Below are 15,219 nucleotides of genomic sequence, written 5' to 3'. Positions count from 1 at the left end.
CGCGTCACGACACGGGTCGTGGTCGTCACCTCTGGCCATCATGGCGGCCAGAGGTGACGAGTGCGCTACCGGCGCTACTGGCGGTAGCGCGATAGAAAGTGTGCAAAACGGTCGAGGGCATCGCCGAGCTGGTCGGCCCAGGGAAGGGTGACGATGCGCACATGGTCCGGGTCGGGCCAGTTGAAGGCGGTGCCCTGAACGAGCAGGATCTTCTCCTGCAACAGCAGGTCCAGCACCAGCTGCTGGTCATCCTTGATGTTGAAGACCTTGGGATCCAGGCGCGGGAAGGCGTAGAGCGCGCCCTTGGGGGTGGTGCAGCTGACCCCCGGGATGCTGTTGAGCTTGTCGACGGTGATGTTGCGCTGGGCCAGCAGGCGCCCGCCGGGCAGGATCAGGTCATTGATCGACTGATAGCCGCCGAGCGCCGTCTGAATGGCATGCTGCGCCGGCACGTTGGCGCATAGGCGCATCGACGCCAGCATGGTGAGCCCTTGGATGAAGTCCCGGGCACGCTGCATGGCTACGGCTCCCGACAGGGTCATCCAGCCGCTGCGAAAGCCGGCGCAGCGGTAGCTCTTGGAGAGTCCATTCATGGTGACGACCAGCTGGTCTTCACCGGCCAGGGCGCCGGTCGCGACGTGGACGGTATCGTCGTAGAGGATCTTGTCGTAGATCTCGTCGGAGAACACCACCAGGTCATGTTCCCGGGCGATCTCCAGCAGCTCGCGCAGCACCTCGGGGGGATAGACCGCCCCGGTCGGATTGTTCGGGTTGATGATGACAATCGCCCGGGTGTGGCTGGTGACCTTGGCCCGAATGTCGTCCATGGCCGGCGCCCAGTCGGCCTGCTCGTCACACAGGTAGTGCACGCCGCGCCCGCCCGAGAGATTTACCGCCGCCGTCCACAGCGGGTAGTCCGGCGCGGGGATCAGCACCTCATCGCCATCGTTGAGCAGCGCCTGCATGGCCATCACGATCAGCTCGGAGACGCCGTTGCCGATGTAGATGTCTTCGACGCTGACGCCGGGAATCTGCTTGCGCTGGCATTCCTGCATGATCGCCTTGCGCGCCGAGTAGAGGCCCTTGGAGTCGCAGTAGCCCTGCGCGGTGGGCAGGTTGCGCATCACGTCCTGGAGGATTTCCTCGGGGGCCTCGAAGCCGAACGGCGCCGGGTTGCCGATGTTGAGCTTCAGAATGCGCTGACCCTCGTCCTCGAGGCGCTTGGCGTGCTCGAGGACGGGCCCGCGAATGTCATAGCAGACGTTGTCGAGCTTGTGGGACTTCCTAAGCGGTTGCGTGTCCATGGCGCTGGGGTCTCGCAGAATGTCGTGTGTCCAGCCCCGCTCTGGCGGGGTGCGTCAAGTGTTCGGTGGTTGAGAAAGAGGCCGTCGATGAGCGGCGCGGCAGGCTCGCTCAGCGATCGTCATCGGCCTTGCCGAGACCGTCAGCCGCACCGGTGCCCGGCTCCGATGGGCACGCTGCTGGCGTTTCGGCGTCAGCCTGGAGATCGGACGCAGGCTCGGAAGCGGGAATATCCGCCGGCGTCTCCAGGGTCAGGCGGCCCAGCTTGCCATCGCGCAGCTCGTGGAGCAGGACCTCTGCACCGCGATGCAGGTCGATCTCGCCACCGGCCCGCAGCCCCCCTCGCTTGGCGGCGATCTCAGCCAGGATGGCATGGCCATCGAAACCGGCCAGGGCCATCAGGTCGGGGCGAGCATCGCCGTCGGCCTCGACGCGCTCGGCATCGGGGTTGGCCTCGTAGGTCGGCAGCGCCTTGAGTTTATACCGCGTCTTGAGGGCATCGGGGTAGCGCTTGGCGAGCTCGGCTGCGCTAATCAGGGCGACATCGATGTAGTCGATGGCCGTATCGCGGATCGCGCCGCTGGCCGCCAGCCGATAGGCGCTGGCCTGGTCTTCGATTTTCGGCCACAGCACGCCCGGGGTATCGGTGAGGGCGACGCGGCCGTCGATCCGCACCTTTTGCTGGCGCTTGGTTACCGCGGGTTCGTTGCCGGTCTTGGCGATGGTGCGTCCGGCGAGGCCGTTGATCAGGGTCGACTTGCCGACATTGGGAATGCCCATGACCATCACCCGTACGTCGCGATCGGCGCGTACCTGGCCCGCCAGTTCGTGGCAAAGCTTGGGAATCCGCTTGAGCTCGCGGGTATTGGTCGTGGTCACGGCCAGCGCCCGGGTGTCGTCCTGGGCGTCGAAGTGCGCGGTCCACTCACGGGTGGCGTCGGGGTCTGCCAGGTCGGCCCGGGACAGGATCTTCAGCACCGGCTTGTGACGGGTCAGGGTCGCCAGCATCGGATTGGCGCTGGAGTAGGGCAGGCGGGCGTCCAGCACCTCGATGACCACGTCGATTTCCGGCAGCGCCTCGAGAATCTGGCGGCGCGCCTTGTTCATGTGTCCCGGAAACCAACCGAGCATGATGTTTCTCCTGCCTATGACAATGTAAACGCAAACGGCCGACCATCTTAGCAGATGGTCGGCCGTGTTCACCGTTGGAAAGGGGCGCAAAGGGTCTCGTCGGGGGCGTTTTCGTCGCGGGGGTGTCGTCGACGCGATGTTGGTGCCGAGTCGGTGTCGCGGTCATTGCCCGTGGGTGGCGCGGGTGGCGTGAGTGTCAGGTTCCACGTCAAGCGCCGCGGGCGGCCGCCGTGACGTCAGGGGCCCTGGTGTTGCCTGACTGACGTCGCCTCGCCACCCGCTGCCCGCATACTGACGTCGGCCCGCTCCAGTTGGCACTGGCCCTCGGCTGTCGGCCACTTGCCCCGGGAAACGCCGTCCTGCTGTTGGTGACAACCGGACTTAGGTGTCTATCGGGAGTCGGCGCGACGCTATTCCCCCTCATGAAAGTTGAGGGCAACCGAATTGATGCAGAAGCGATCGCCGGTCGCCGGCGGCCCATCGGGAAACACGTGGCCCAGGTGAGCGCCACAGCGGTAGCAGGTGACTTCCGTGCGCGTCATGCCATGGCTGGCATCGTCGTGCTTTTCGATGCTCTCGCTGGACAGCGGGCGATCGAAGCTCGGCCAGCCGCAGCCGGCATCGAACTTGTGCTCATTTTCAAAGAGTGGGGCGTTGCAGCAGATGCAGTGATAGATGCCATGCACATCGGTCACCTGGTAGTCGCCGGTAAAAGGGCGTTCGGTGCCTTTCTCGCGGGTGACCCGATACTGCTCCGAGGTGAGCTGATCGCGCCATTCGGCGTCTGTCTTGTCGATCTTCTTGCGCATTGGCGTTCTCCTTTCGTGCTGAGTCAGGGGAGAGCTCGGCGGTCGTGACACAAGCGCCTCGGCTTGCGCTGCCTGCCTTTAAGCTACGACGTTTCCTCAGTTTTGACCAACCCACGTCAAAAGACGCTTCTCATCGCGGTGAGGGTTGACACTTATGAGGCCTCTCAGTAACATACGCGCCACCTCGACGAGACGAGACAGCAACGTCCCATTCGTCTAGTGGTCCAGGACACCGCCCTTTCACGGCGGTAACAGGGGTTCGAACCCCCTATGGGACGCCACTCGACTCATCAGGTACCGGAGCGCGGGAATAGCTCAGTGGTAGAGCACAACCTTGCCAAGGTTGGGGTCGCGAGTTCGAATCTCGTTTCCCGCTCCAATGCGTCCCATTCGTCTAGTGGTCTAGGACACCGCCCTTTCACGGCGGTAACAGGGGTTCGAACCCCCTATGGGACGCCACTTCCGGTGCTGTGGCTGGCAATGCTCGCCTCAGCGGTGCAAGGTAATGCGATAGTTTGCGGGAATAGCTCAGTGGTAGAGCACAACCTTGCCAAGGTTGGGGTCGCGAGTTCGAATCTCGTTTCCCGCTCCATGCGTCCCATTCGTCTAGTGGTCTAGGACACCGCCCTTTCACGGCGGTAACAGGGGTTCGAACCCCCTATGGGACGCCATTTCGCGCCTTTGATTGCACATCGACACCAGAGTTCTGCCGAGCCGGCCGAATTCACCCGAGCGGGAATAGCTCAGTGGTAGAGCACAACCTTGCCAAGGTTGGGGTCGCGAGTTCGAATCTCGTTTCCCGCTCCAGCGTCGAACCTCATCTCTAATTTCTCGTGTCGCCCTAGTCTGTCGTGTCGCCCTAGCCAACTGTGCTCGGCGGCCCGTTGCTGTGTCCGGTGTCTTCCCGTTTTTCCGAGCCGCGGTTGAACTCGCGTCATGGCGCCCCAACATGTAAGCCGTCTATCTATTTCTGCCTGGGTGCCGCGTGGGCACCCCGGTTCTGCACGTTTGGCAGCGGATTCCCTGCCCAGGGCTTGTTGTAGCGAACCTCGTCGATGGTCGCGCTTCTTACCCGAGCGATTGTCTACGCACGAGCAATTGTCTGTGCAAGAGCGGTTGGCGTCGCACGGGCCGCTTTCCTGGGCTCGGGTTCGAGTTCGAGCTCAGCACAGGCGCCGAACGGGCTTATCGTGAATCTTCAACCAAGGATCTCTCATGGCCGAACCGGCTCTGTCCATTGAAGGCCTGACCAAGGTCTACGGCAATGGCTTCCAGGCCCTGAAAGGCATCGACCTTGATGTCCAGCAGGGCGACTTCTATGCGCTGCTCGGCCCCAACGGCGCGGGTAAATCCACCACCCTTGGGGTGGTCTGTTCGCTGGTGCAGAAAACCGCGGGCAAGGTGAAGATCTTCGGCATCGATATCGACGAGGACTTCGCCCGGGCCAAGTATCACCTGGGCGTGGTGCCCCAGGAGTTCAACTTCAACCAGTTCGAGCGCGTCATCGATATCGTGCTGGCCCAGGCCGGTTACTACGGCATGTCGCGGCGCGAGGCGCTTCCCCGGGCCGAGAGCCTGCTCAAGGACCTGAGCCTGTGGGACAAGCGCAACGGCAGCGCGCGCATGCTCTCCGGCGGCATGAAGCGGCGCCTGATGATCGCCCGTGCCTTGATGCATCGCCCCAGGCTCTTGATCCTCGACGAGCCCACCGCGGGTGTCGATATCGAGCTGCGTCGCAGCATGTGGGAGTACATGCGGCGTATCAACCAGGAGGAGGGCACCACCATCATCCTCACGACTCACTATCTCGAGGAAGCCGAAAGCCTGTGTCGCCATGTCGGCATCATCAACCATGGCGAGATCGTGCGAAACACCAGCGTGCGCCAGTTGCTGGCCGAGCTCGATACCGAGACGTTCCTGCTCGATCTCGCCCACCCGGTCGAGGCCGCGCCGGTGATCGACGGGTTCGACGTGACCCTGGTGGATAGTGCCCAACTGTCGGTGATGGTGCACCGTGGCCAGCGTCTCAACGGCGTGTTCGATGCCCTCGGCCGCGCGGGTATCGAGGTGGTGTCGATGCGCAACCGCGCCAACCGTCTGGAGGAAATGTTCGTGTCCATGGTGGAGAAGGGGGATAGCGCCCACAAGGAGATGCGCGGATGAATGCTCAACAGACCGCTATTGCGCTCTGGACCCTGATGGTCAAGGAGATCAAGCGTTTTACCCGTATCTGGCCGCAGACGCTGCTGCCGCCGTCGATCACCATGACGATGTACTTCATCATCTTCGGTAACCTGATCGGTTCGCGTATCGGCGAAATGGACGGCTACAGCTACATGGACTTCATCGTCCCGGGGCTGATCATGATGTCGGTGATCACCAACAGCTACTCCAATGTGGCGTCATCGTTCTTCTCCAACAAGTTCCAGCGCAGCGTCGAGGAGATGATGGTCTCGCCGATGCCCAACTGGGTGATGCTCTCGGGCTTCATTCTCGGCGGCATGGCGCGCGGGCTCGGTGTGGGGATCATCGTCACCGGCGTATCGCTGTTCTTCACCCGCATCGACGTTGCCCACCCGATCCTGACCGTGGGCGTGGTGGTGCTGACCGCGGCACTATTCGCCACCGGTGGCTTCATCAACGCCTTGCTGGGCAAGAAGTTTGACGATATCTCTATTGTGCCGACCTTCATCCTGACGCCGCTGACCTATCTGGGCGGGGTGTTCTACTCGATCTCTCTGCTGCCGGACTTCTGGCAGGGTGCCTCGATGCTCAACCCCATCCTGTACATGGTCAACGTGTTCCGCTATGGCTTTCTCGGGGTGTCCGACATTCCCGTGGGCTGGGCGCTGGCCGCGGTGTTCGGCTTTATTATTGCGCTGTTTTCCCTGGCCCTGTGGATGCTGGAGAACGGCAAGGGCATTCGCAGTTGAGGACTCTATCGATGGCCGCTGATGACACCCGTCCGGATACCCTGAAGCATGCCCCGCTGGGGCGTGAATCGGCCTATCCGGAGCACTATGACCCCACGCTGTTGTTCCCGATTTCCCGGGCGGCCAATCGTGCGCCTCTCGGCATCGAGGCAGGGGCACTGCCCTTCATCGGCGAGGACGAATGGCACGCCTTCGAGGTCTCGTGGCTGACGCCCAAGGGTAAGCCGGTGGTGGCCGTGGCGCGCTTTCGCCTGCCGGCGACCTCGCCCTACCTGATCGAATCGAAGTCCTGGAAGCTGTACCTCAATAGCCTCAATCAGAGCCGTTTTGCGGATCACGAAGCGGTGGCCGCGACCCTGATCCATGACCTTTCAAAGGCGGCAGGCGCCAGCGTGAGCGTTGACCTGCTGGCCGTCGACGATGGCGATCTGCTGCCTCGGCCGCTGCCGGGGGAATGCCTCGACGATCGCGATATCGAGATCACCGACTATACCCCGAGCCCCGCACATCTGGTCGTGGGCGACGATATCGTCGAAGAGACGCTGACCTCGCACCTGCTCAAGTCCAATTGCCCGGTGACCGGTCAGCCGGATTGGGGCAGCGTGCTGATTCGCTACCGTGGTCCCAGGCTCGACCGCGATGGCCTGCTGCGCTACCTCATTGGCTATCGTCAGCACCAGGACTTCCACGAGCACTGTGTGGAGCACATCTTCACCGACCTGATGGCGCGGGCGAAGCCCGAACGCTTGCTGGTCCTGGCGCGCTACGTGCGCCGCGGCGGCCTGGATATCAGCCCCTGGCGCGCGACCCCAGGCGAGGCGCCGCCTTCACCCCTGCGACTGGCGCGGCAGTAGCGGACCTGGCGCAGGGTCCGAGACATGACGCAAGGGTGGGCGCGACAGTCGTGGAGCCTTCTGATAGGGTTTTGCGAGAAATTCTCGTTCGAGCATCGCTAACGTGGCCGGCCCAGGTCGGCCTGTCGGGAGAAAGACAATGGATGCCATGTCCCTGCTGCACGAGCGCAGCTCCATGGGCAAATTGATGGGCCCGGCGCCAAGCGCCGAGCAGCTTGCCGCCATCTATCGCGCTGCGCTGCGCGCCCCGGATCACAAGGAGCTGCGGCCCTGGCGTTTCATCGAGTTCTGCGGCGAGGGGCTGGAGCGGCTTGGCGAGCTGTTCGCCGAGGCCGAATTTCGCGAGGATCCCAAGGCGACCGACGACTGCCTGAATTCCGCGCGCATGAAGACCAAGCGCGCCCCGATGATCATCGGCGTCGTGGCCAAGGTCACCCCGGATGAGCCCAAGGTGCCCAAGATCGAACAGGTCATCTCCGCCGGTTGTGCTGCCCACAGCATTTTGCTGGCAGCGCATGCCCAGGGCCTCGGGGCCATGTGGCGAAGTGGCAAGTACGCCTTCGATGACACCGTGCGCAAGGGCCTCCGGTTGAAAGACGACGACGAACTGGTTGCCTTCATCTATATCGGCCAGATGGGCGGGCGCCACAAGCCGATCGCGGAACACGACATCGACGACTTCGTCGAGCGTTGGGACTAGGAGGCACCATGCGAGAGGTCGGCGTTCCTCACCCCCGTCTACCGCTGCCACCCGCGGGCGGTGACGATGATCCCGCCGCCTTTCTGGCGTGGCTGGGCGAGGCGATCCCCCTGGTGGGGGGGCTCGGCATCCGCGAGATGCAAAGGGAAGGGCAGCGTCTGAGCTGGCGGCTCGCGCTGGCCCCCAATCTCAATGACAAGGGCACCGGCTTCGGCGGCGCCTTGAGCGCCCAGACTGCGCTGCTGGGCTGGTGCTGGACGACGCTGTGGCTCAGGCGCGAAGGGCTCGCCCGAGACGTCGTGGTCGCCGACGCCAGCCAGCGCTTTCTCGCCCCGGTGACCAGCGACTACTGCCTGACCTGCGAGCCCGAACAGGCCGATGGCGTCGAGCGCCTGCAGCAGCGCCTGCAAGAGCGTGGCAAGGGGCGCATCGCCCTGGTGCAGTCGCTGTGGTGCGGCGACACCCTGTGCCTTACAGCGCGAGGCGACTACGCGGTGCTGCCCGAGCGCTAGGTGAAGCACCGCATTGGACCTGGACCTGGACCTGTGACGCCGCGACCAGGAATAGCCGGGGGCGATGGCGCAGGACGCGCACCAGCCGGTAGCTATCGCTGAGTAAAGAAGGAGCCGTGAGTGAACGGGAATCGGGGAGAGGGCGTCAAGAAGAGGAAAGCGAAAGGCAGGAATCCAGAAAATGGCTTGCAATCGCGAACTTAAGCCGTTAAAGTATGCGCCGTCTTGAGCGAAACGGTTCGCGCAACGCAGCCAGCACTACGTTCATGATGACAATGCGGAGGGGTGTCCGAGTGGTCGAAGGAGCACGCCTGGAAAGTGTGTAAGTCGAAAGGCTTCGAGGGTTCGAATCCCTCCCCCTCCGCCAAGAATATAGATAAGCCGCTGATTACAGCGGCTTTTTCTTTTTCTATACCCTCACAGCCCATACTCCAGCCCATACTTTGTGCCTGGCTTTCACTAGCCTTCCCAGGACACTGTTGGACAGTACGTCCCTTTGCAGCACCCTCCCACCGCTTTCCTTTTTCAATGCCTCTGCTGTCACTGACGGTCCCGAGCCTGGCACAGGGTGATCGGCAGCTAAACATCAGGCACGTTAGCCAGAGCAACGACAAGGCGTTCAGGTAGGTGGCCCATGTGGCCAACCACTCCGATCTACTGGCGATCCAGGATTTGGAAGAGGTGTTTCTTGGGGCGATCCACGTGCACGGGAGCTCTATGCTTTCTTGTGTCGCGTGAACGAGATAGCTCATTCGGGTAGCGTGGTGGTTTTCTGAACCATGGCGATACCTTTTCCCGTAAGCCCCATGCGGCGCTCTTTCGTGATATGGAGAGCGGGGACCTAATCACCGTCGCCACGCTGCTGTGGCTTGCTGGGAAGGCCTCCCAGCAGCGGAGCAGGCGATGACCCAACCCTGTCGATTATTAACAATCGCGTAGATGAAAACTCGCCAATAGCAGGTGACAGCCGGTGTCAAGCTGGTACGCTGGATCGTATATAAGGTATGACGCAAAGGAACTGCGCTATGTCCGACTCTTCAAGGGCGCCACGTATCAACCTGTTCCCGCATTCGTGCCGGGTACCCATCTATGCCGGCGACACCTTGGTTGCAGATCCCAAGGTGACCCACTGCCTGTTGAAGGGCGATACCGATTGCTACTCCCCCGACACCAACCCTCACGTAGCTTGGAGTTATCAGCAGCCGACCAGCGAGCGATTGAGGTTCGATGCCGATAAGGTAGGCGGACGGTTCGAGTGAAGTCTCCTACCGACCCAAAGCGGCCATGCCGGCAAAAGCAGCAGGCGCGTTTATTGGTGTTATATAGCCACGTCAACGAAAATACACTGAAAGATCAATTGGTTGATGTGGCGGCATGAGAATGTTAAACGCGCGCGCTCGTTCAAGTCAATAAACGAGCGCGCTGTCTAACTGTAGGGTCTCGGATGTTCAATTGACGAAGAGGGGCTATCCTTTGATTGCTGCCAGAAGCCTTCTTCGTCAGTTCGTCCAGGAGCACCGAGATGGACATCAAACTGCATAAGCAAGCGACGACAACACCCAAAATTCGTGCTGAGATCCAGGCCGCCCCTGCCCACATCCCGGACACGGCACTGGCGGAGCGCTTTGGCGTTAGCGATATGACCATCCGCCGGTGGCGACATCGAGACGACGTCCATGATCGTCCTCACACGCGTCATAACCTTCTGGCGACCCTCAACAGGGAACAGGAAGAGGTTCTCATCGCCGCCAGAACGTTCCTTCGCCTGGGGCTGGATGATCTCCTCGTGATAGCCCGTGAGTTTCTTCATCCGGCCCTTTCCCGTGCCGCCTTGCACCGGATGCTCAAAAGGCGTCAGGTGCCAACGCTTGCTGAATTGGCACGCCAGGACAGAGAAGACAACAAGCAGGCTCCCAAGGCCTTTCGGGACTACGAGCCAGGCTACCTGCACATCGACATCAAGTATCTTCCACAGATGCCCGATGAGGCCCAACGACGCTACCTGTTTGTCGCCATCGACCGAGCGACCCGTTGGGTCTATCTTGAAGTGCGCTCCAATCAGTCAGCGAAGGATGCCGAAGCGTTCTTCCATCGCGTTCTCGACAAGGCCCCGTTCAAGGTCCAGAAGGTACTGACAGACAACGGCAAGTGCTTTACTGATCGCTTCACCTCGGGCGGTGAACACAAGCCAACAGGGCAGCATATCTTCGACAAGGCCTGTGAACAGCATCATGTGGAACACCGACTTATCCGCCCGGGACACCCCCAGACCAATGGGATGGTCGAGCGTTTCAATGGCCGCATCAGCGATGTGCTGGCCACTCGGCGGTACGAATCAAGGGAGGACCTGGAGCAAACGCTCAAGCGTTACTGTTGGCTCTACAATCACTGCATCCAGCAGAAAGCGCTACACCACCAGCCCCCGATAGCGGCGATGAAAAGCTGGCAAAAAAAGCGCCCTGAGCTTTTTCACAAACGAGTCATTAATCACGCGGGACCCGACACTTAGCGCCTGGTCCGAATTTCGGGGGCCACTTCAGGAGAGAATCGTCAGGAAATTAGCGGAGCATGTAAGGGATAGCTTAAGAAAATATTAGATACTCCCCTTTTTTCTATAATTGATGGGGAGTAAGGGTAGAGGCCGAGTGAAAAAGAATATGATTTAATGAATCGCGCATAGGAGGACTGTTAGTGTTTATAATAAACTGTTCGCTCGCGCTTGCTGAGAGTTTGTGCACATAAAAAATCATTGCTATTCGGAGTCGTATTCATGAAGCATTAGATAATTCTTCGTTAAAGATTTCAAGAAGGATGCCGATAAGTATCATGGAAGATGTTTTTTCAGCAGGGAAGGTTTAGGGAATGTCATTTCAAAATTTTTGTTCTGAGCAAGGGTTTTCAAGTAGAAAAAAGGTGTTTTTTTCTCCGCATATACCCGATAAGATTATAAATAATGCCAAGACGTCGTTTGGTTTAAGTTCAGAGTCTAATGAGATATTGGCGGCTGTAGACAATACGGTGTTTGGGAGTGGAAAAGATGGGTGCTTGATCCTGGTTGATAGGATTATTTTTAAACAGCCATTTGAGGATTTGAGAGAGCACTTTTTTAGCGGGATATCAAGCATAGTTTCAGATGGTCAGACAGTCTTCCTTAATGGCAGAAAAGTATTTAAATTCCACATGCCTGAGAAGGAAGATTTAATTGAGTTTTTCCAGCTTTTTGGTGCGTGGATTTCTAACTCCGGGGTTGAAAGTGAATATACGCAAAATGACGAAGGGGGTTCCATAAATCTCCAAAAACCCACAGACTCATGGGTTTCGTCTTTGGCGAAGCAAGAACTTGATATTGATCATCGGGCAATTTATTGCGCACCAAGTATACCAGTCAAAAAGATAAGCGGTGCTCTATCTTCGTATGGAAACTGGGTTGATTCAGAAGACGTGATTGTCTTGATTGATGATACTGCTTTTGGAGGAGCTAAGGAAGGAGTTCTTATAACAGAAGAGAAGATCGCGATGAAGGCGATGATGGACTCGCCGCGCCTTTTTTTCTGGAAAAATATACAGAAAATATCGATACAAAAGAAAAAAATATTCATCAACGGAAGGGGGGTTATCAGCCTAGCCCAGCTGGGAGAAAAAGAGCTTGGTGCATTTTTTTATGAGATAAACAAGCTTTTACCCTTAAGGGATGCTGAGCATCAAGATCATGCCCAGGATGTTAGTAAAAATAGTCAAGCTGGCCTGAGAGATGATAAAGCTATAGTTGATAGCGATCCGTCCCATTCTAACAAGGAAAAGAGAAATGCTGTGCAGCTAGGGAAGGCTGTGAGAGCACCTCAAGAAAAAAATAAATGTAAAGAAGTTAATGAAGAGGAAGAGATTATTCTTGAGGCCAATGAAGCTGAGCAGTCCAGCGATAATAATGGCAAAGGCAAGCTCAGTGAGTATGCTGCCCAAGCTATAGAGGCCAACTGGTCTAGAATATCTCCTTTCCTTTTGGAGAAGACTGGGGAGGCTTCTCTTGATGCGTTAAATAATGATGAAAATATTGAAAGGCTTGGCTCCGTTATTTATACTCTCTTGCCTAGTGTGGTCAGGTTCGCCATTAGGGAAGATGTTTTCATAAAATTCTTGCTCGACAACCGTAATAAAATAATTGGAGATAAGCTGAAAGCGTTTGTCGAAAGTAAGAAATCCGAAAGTGGTGCGCCTAGGGATTTGCTGGAGAAACAGGCGGCCTTTAATAGTTCTATTTTCGCTGCTGAGTTTGAAAAAGCAAAAAGACATATGAGAAATGGCTTTAGTAGTCATGGGGTAGGTTTTTCAAAAGAGCAGTTTGCCAAGAAAAAGGCGGACTACCTATTTTACATGAAAGTTATGGAAGTGGCGTTGGAGTTCCCTAGTTTTGCCTCAGAAAAAATTAGTGATACCATTACAAGAGAGGAGGCATCCGCTCTAGCTAGTGACGAAGCCATAATAACAACCTTAGGGTATATAATTGCTTCTACAAGCTACATGCTTGAGTTTCAGGCAGGTTTCAATCAAGATCAAGTCCAGAGCGTTTTAGAGCCTGTTTTTAGCTTGGCGATACTTCCTTATGCTGAGCAGGCTGCTAAGGGTAAGCCAAAAACGCTTAAAAGCTTCTCTTCATCTGAAGCTAGAATTCAAGAGATTCCAGAGCTGGCACGAATAAAGAAAGTTGCTCACGTGTTAATGCAAAACATCGGCAATAAAGATATGAGATCTTTGTGTGGGAACTATACAAACTTTATAACCAGTGCTACTGAACATGCCTTCGACAGCAAAGATGCTCAGCTCAATTTCTTTAGTAAGATGTGGAAGCTCGGTGATGGCGATGTGGAGGAATATTTGAATAAAGTTGATGAAAATCTGGAGGAAGGTTTGATTGATTATTTGAGTGCTCTTCAGGGGTTATAAGTTTAGTTGCTTGCCAAGCATCAGGTCTTGTTTTCCTGATGCTTGGTCATACGACTTTATTATTTAACGAAGTCAGCCCAATCCTGCATCATCGCTCTCCGTTTCTCGAAGAGATCTCCACGACGATAGGCGGCCTCGACCTTGTTCTCGATGGTGTGCGCCAATGCCATTTCGGCCACATCGCGGGGGTAGCTTGTGACCTCTCCAGTCCAGTCGCGAAAGCTCGAGCGGAAGCCGTGGGGCACGTAGTCACCACGCTCACCGTCGAGGCCGAAGCCCATGCCGCGCATCAGCTGGAGCATTGCCATATTCGAGAGGGGGCGTCCCTGGCGTGCGCCCGGAAAGACATAGGAGTTGTCCTTTATCCTTGGGAGCTGGGTCAGTAGTTCCACCGCTTGCCGTGACAGCGGTACGCGATGCTCACGGCGCGCCTTCATCCGATCCGCTGGGATCGTCCAGGTTTCATTGTCGAGGTCGATCTCTGGCCATTCCGAACGTAGCACTTCCGAGGTGCATGTGGCCGTCAGCATCAAGAACTGCAGCGCCTTGGAGGAGATGCTGGTGTAGCCCTGGACCTCGGTCATGAAGTCGGCGACCTCCTCGTATGGCATGGCCGGGTGGTGGGCCACCTTCTTGACCCTTGATGGCTTGGCCAACAGCTTGTCGAGGTGCCCACGCCATCGGGCCGGGTTGCAGACGCTGGCAGCACCGTACCTGAAGCGGCCACGAGGCCGGCCACCGGAGCAGCCTCGGGAGTGGTGCCATGATCTGGAGTACCAGGCGGGTTCCTGGCCGACGCCCCGTCGCGTGGTGCTGGTGGTGCAGGAACGACCTGATGATCTGCTGCTACATGCCTTCTCCCTGGTGACCAACCTCAGCAAGTTCCACTGGCCGCCGGAGAAGGTTCTGGCGCTCTACCGCAAGCGCGGCAGCGCCGAGGCGCATATGGGCGAGGTGAAGTCGGCGCTGGATGTGCATCTCTCATCGACCGATCGCGGCGCCTCCACCGTCCAGGACGTCATGGCCCGCAACGAGGTGAGCCTGCTGCTAAGCCTCTACGCCTACCAGGTTCTGCATGGACTGAGGCGCCTGCTGGAGAGCCGGACACGACAGGGTTGGAGCCTGATACGGATGCGCGAACAGGTACTCAAGGTCGCGGCCACGCTGACGGTACACGCTCGTCGCATTACCGTGCACCTCGGCGATGCCGCCGACAAATGGTGGCCCACCTTGCTGAAGGGGCTGCCTCGGCTGACGGCTCTGGTCTGATCGTTGGCGTCACCACGTTCCATGCAGCAGGCAAGGCGGCCACAGTGGAGGTCGACGGCCACGGCTGTGTCGGCGATCGACATTGATTGCTAAAAGCTATAGAAAAGCCGACCAAAAGCCGAGCCGGATATAGATCAACCGGCTACCAAGCGGCCTCACGACGTTGAAGTGGGGCGATACCGGCAATCCCTTGGCTCAACAGCCTCAGTCGGCCCCCTGATGAATAACCCGGGCTGATGAGCGCTGGGCGACCGATCTCACCCATGTGTGGTGCGGTAAGGATCGGCGGGCCAGCTTAGCGGTCATCATTGACTGCTGCACGCGTGAGATTCTTGGCTGGCGGTTATCGGACAATGGCAGCAGCAAGACTGCGGAGGCGGCGTTGGAGGAAGCGCTGATCTATCGGCTCGGGGCGCTGGGGCGCGTTCAGCAGCCTTTGGCCCTTCGCTCTGATAATGGGCTTGTGTTCAGCAGTCGCCACTACACGGGCACGGTGAAGGCCTATGGCCTGACTCAAGAGTTCACGACGCCATATACACCGGAACAGAACGGGCTCGTGGAGCGCTTCTTCCGTTCCTTGAAGGAGGAGTGTATCTGGCTCCATCGCTTTGAATCGCTGGGCCAGGCCAGGGCCGTCATCAATCGCTGGATTAGGTACTACAACGAAGAGCGGCCACATCAGTCTCTGGGCTATGTGGCACCCCGAGCACACCCGGCGTTAGCCGCGTAAGGTGTGTAGAAACCAGGGGGTCATTACACTGCTTTACT

13 protein-coding genes, 7 tRNA genes and 1 pseudogene are annotated in these 15,219 nt (G+C 58.3%); 17 read left to right on the top strand and 4 right to left on the bottom strand.

What is annotated here, in order from left to right; all coding sequences use genetic code 11:
* Window positions 1-74: 74 nt before the first annotated feature.
* The 3 genes from ACUN9Y_RS12515 to msrB form a co-directional block, all read right to left on the bottom strand.
* On the bottom strand, window positions 75-1,304 hold the full coding sequence (locus ACUN9Y_RS12515) for a pyridoxal phosphate-dependent aminotransferase (RefSeq protein ID WP_445461046.1): 1,230 nt from the start codon (window positions 1,302-1,304) through the stop codon (window positions 75-77).
* 109 nt (window positions 1,305-1,413) lie between these two features.
* Window positions 1,414-2,433: a ribosome biogenesis GTPase YlqF gene (gene ylqF, locus ACUN9Y_RS12510; RefSeq protein WP_445461045.1), complete on the bottom strand. Its 1,020-nt coding sequence runs from the start codon at window positions 2,431-2,433 to the stop codon at window positions 1,414-1,416.
* Window positions 2,434-2,843: 410 nt separating this feature from the next.
* The gene (gene msrB / locus ACUN9Y_RS12505; protein ID WP_445461044.1) at window positions 2,844-3,242 is read right to left on the bottom strand and encodes a peptide-methionine (R)-S-oxide reductase MsrB; all 399 of its coding nucleotides are present in this window, start codon (window positions 3,240-3,242) and stop codon (window positions 2,844-2,846) included.
* A 205-nt stretch (window positions 3,243-3,447) separates the two neighbouring features.
* On the opposite strand from msrB, the gene ACUN9Y_RS12500 reads away from it, so the two are divergent.
* The 15 genes from ACUN9Y_RS12500 to ACUN9Y_RS12430 all read left to right on the top strand — a co-directional run bounded on the left by ACUN9Y_RS12500 (window position 3,448) and on the right by ACUN9Y_RS12430 (window position 13,182).
* A tRNA-Glu gene (locus tag ACUN9Y_RS12500) sits at window positions 3,448-3,523 on the top strand.
* A 23-nt stretch (window positions 3,524-3,546) separates the two neighbouring features.
* Window positions 3,547-3,621: transfer RNA gene (locus ACUN9Y_RS12495), tRNA-Gly, on the top strand.
* 4 nt (window positions 3,622-3,625) lie between these two features.
* Window positions 3,626-3,701 (top strand) — tRNA-Glu (locus ACUN9Y_RS12490).
* Window positions 3,702-3,759: 58 nt separating this feature from the next.
* A tRNA-Gly gene (locus tag ACUN9Y_RS12485) sits at window positions 3,760-3,834 on the top strand.
* A 3-nt stretch (window positions 3,835-3,837) separates the two neighbouring features.
* Window positions 3,838-3,913 (top strand) — tRNA-Glu (locus ACUN9Y_RS12480).
* A 61-nt stretch (window positions 3,914-3,974) separates the two neighbouring features.
* A tRNA-Gly gene (locus ACUN9Y_RS12475) sits at window positions 3,975-4,049 on the top strand.
* Between the two features lie 408 nt (window positions 4,050-4,457).
* Window positions 4,458-5,405: an ABC transporter ATP-binding protein gene (locus ACUN9Y_RS12470; RefSeq protein ID WP_445461043.1), complete on the top strand. Its 948-nt coding sequence runs from the start codon at window positions 4,458-4,460 to the stop codon at window positions 5,403-5,405.
* Window positions 5,402-6,175, top strand: coding sequence for an ABC transporter permease (locus tag ACUN9Y_RS12465; RefSeq protein WP_445461042.1), 774 nt, complete (start codon window positions 5,402-5,404; stop codon window positions 6,173-6,175). The genes ACUN9Y_RS12470 and ACUN9Y_RS12465 overlap by 4 nt, the downstream gene beginning before the upstream one ends.
* A gap of 11 nt (window positions 6,176-6,186) precedes the next feature.
* Window positions 6,187-7,029 (top strand): NADPH-dependent 7-cyano-7-deazaguanine reductase QueF, encoded by an 843-nt coding sequence (queF, locus tag ACUN9Y_RS12460; RefSeq protein ID WP_445461041.1) that lies wholly within the window; start codon window positions 6,187-6,189, stop codon window positions 7,027-7,029.
* 139 nt (window positions 7,030-7,168) lie between these two features.
* Window positions 7,169-7,729 (top strand): nitroreductase family protein, encoded by a 561-nt coding sequence (locus tag ACUN9Y_RS12455; RefSeq protein WP_445461040.1) that lies wholly within the window; start codon window positions 7,169-7,171, stop codon window positions 7,727-7,729.
* A gap of 8 nt (window positions 7,730-7,737) precedes the next feature.
* Complete coding sequence (locus tag ACUN9Y_RS12450; protein WP_445461039.1) at window positions 7,738-8,241, top strand: YiiD C-terminal domain-containing protein; 504 nt, start codon at window positions 7,738-7,740, stop codon at window positions 8,239-8,241.
* A 279-nt stretch (window positions 8,242-8,520) separates the two neighbouring features.
* Window positions 8,521-8,608, top strand: a tRNA-Ser gene (locus ACUN9Y_RS12445).
* A gap of 658 nt (window positions 8,609-9,266) precedes the next feature.
* On the top strand, window positions 9,267-9,500 hold the full coding sequence (locus ACUN9Y_RS12440; RefSeq protein ID WP_445461038.1) for a hypothetical protein: 234 nt from the start codon (window positions 9,267-9,269) through the stop codon (window positions 9,498-9,500).
* A 263-nt stretch (window positions 9,501-9,763) separates the two neighbouring features.
* On the top strand, window positions 9,764-10,750 hold the full coding sequence (locus tag ACUN9Y_RS12435) for an IS481 family transposase (protein ID WP_445461037.1): 987 nt from the start codon (window positions 9,764-9,766) through the stop codon (window positions 10,748-10,750).
* A gap of 353 nt (window positions 10,751-11,103) precedes the next feature.
* Window positions 11,104-13,182 (top strand): hypothetical protein, encoded by a 2,079-nt coding sequence (locus tag ACUN9Y_RS12430; protein WP_445461036.1) that lies wholly within the window; start codon window positions 11,104-11,106, stop codon window positions 13,180-13,182.
* 59 nt (window positions 13,183-13,241) lie between these two features.
* Here the strand turns inward: ACUN9Y_RS12430 and ACUN9Y_RS12425 are convergent, their stop codons facing one another.
* The gene (locus tag ACUN9Y_RS12425) at window positions 13,242-13,766 is read right to left on the bottom strand and encodes a tyrosine-type recombinase/integrase (RefSeq protein ID WP_445461035.1); all 525 of its coding nucleotides are present in this window, start codon (window positions 13,764-13,766) and stop codon (window positions 13,242-13,244) included.
* Window positions 13,767-13,857: 91 nt separating this feature from the next.
* Here ACUN9Y_RS12425 and ACUN9Y_RS12420 point away from each other — a divergent pair.
* Together ACUN9Y_RS12420 and ACUN9Y_RS12415 are read left to right on the top strand one after the other, a co-directional pair.
* A pseudogene (locus ACUN9Y_RS12420) lies at window positions 13,858-14,451 on the top strand (transposase); the annotation flags it as partial.
* A gap of 223 nt (window positions 14,452-14,674) precedes the next feature.
* A complete protein-coding gene (locus tag ACUN9Y_RS12415; protein ID WP_445461173.1) occupies window positions 14,675-15,181 on the top strand; it encodes an IS3 family transposase in 507 nt (168 codons plus the stop codon).
* Window positions 15,182-15,219 lie beyond the last annotated feature (38 nt).

The organism is Halomonas sp. V046 (assembly GCF_052645355.1).
Note: the sequence above shows the minus strand (reverse complement) of the source record. Positions and strands in the feature narration are given on the sequence as shown.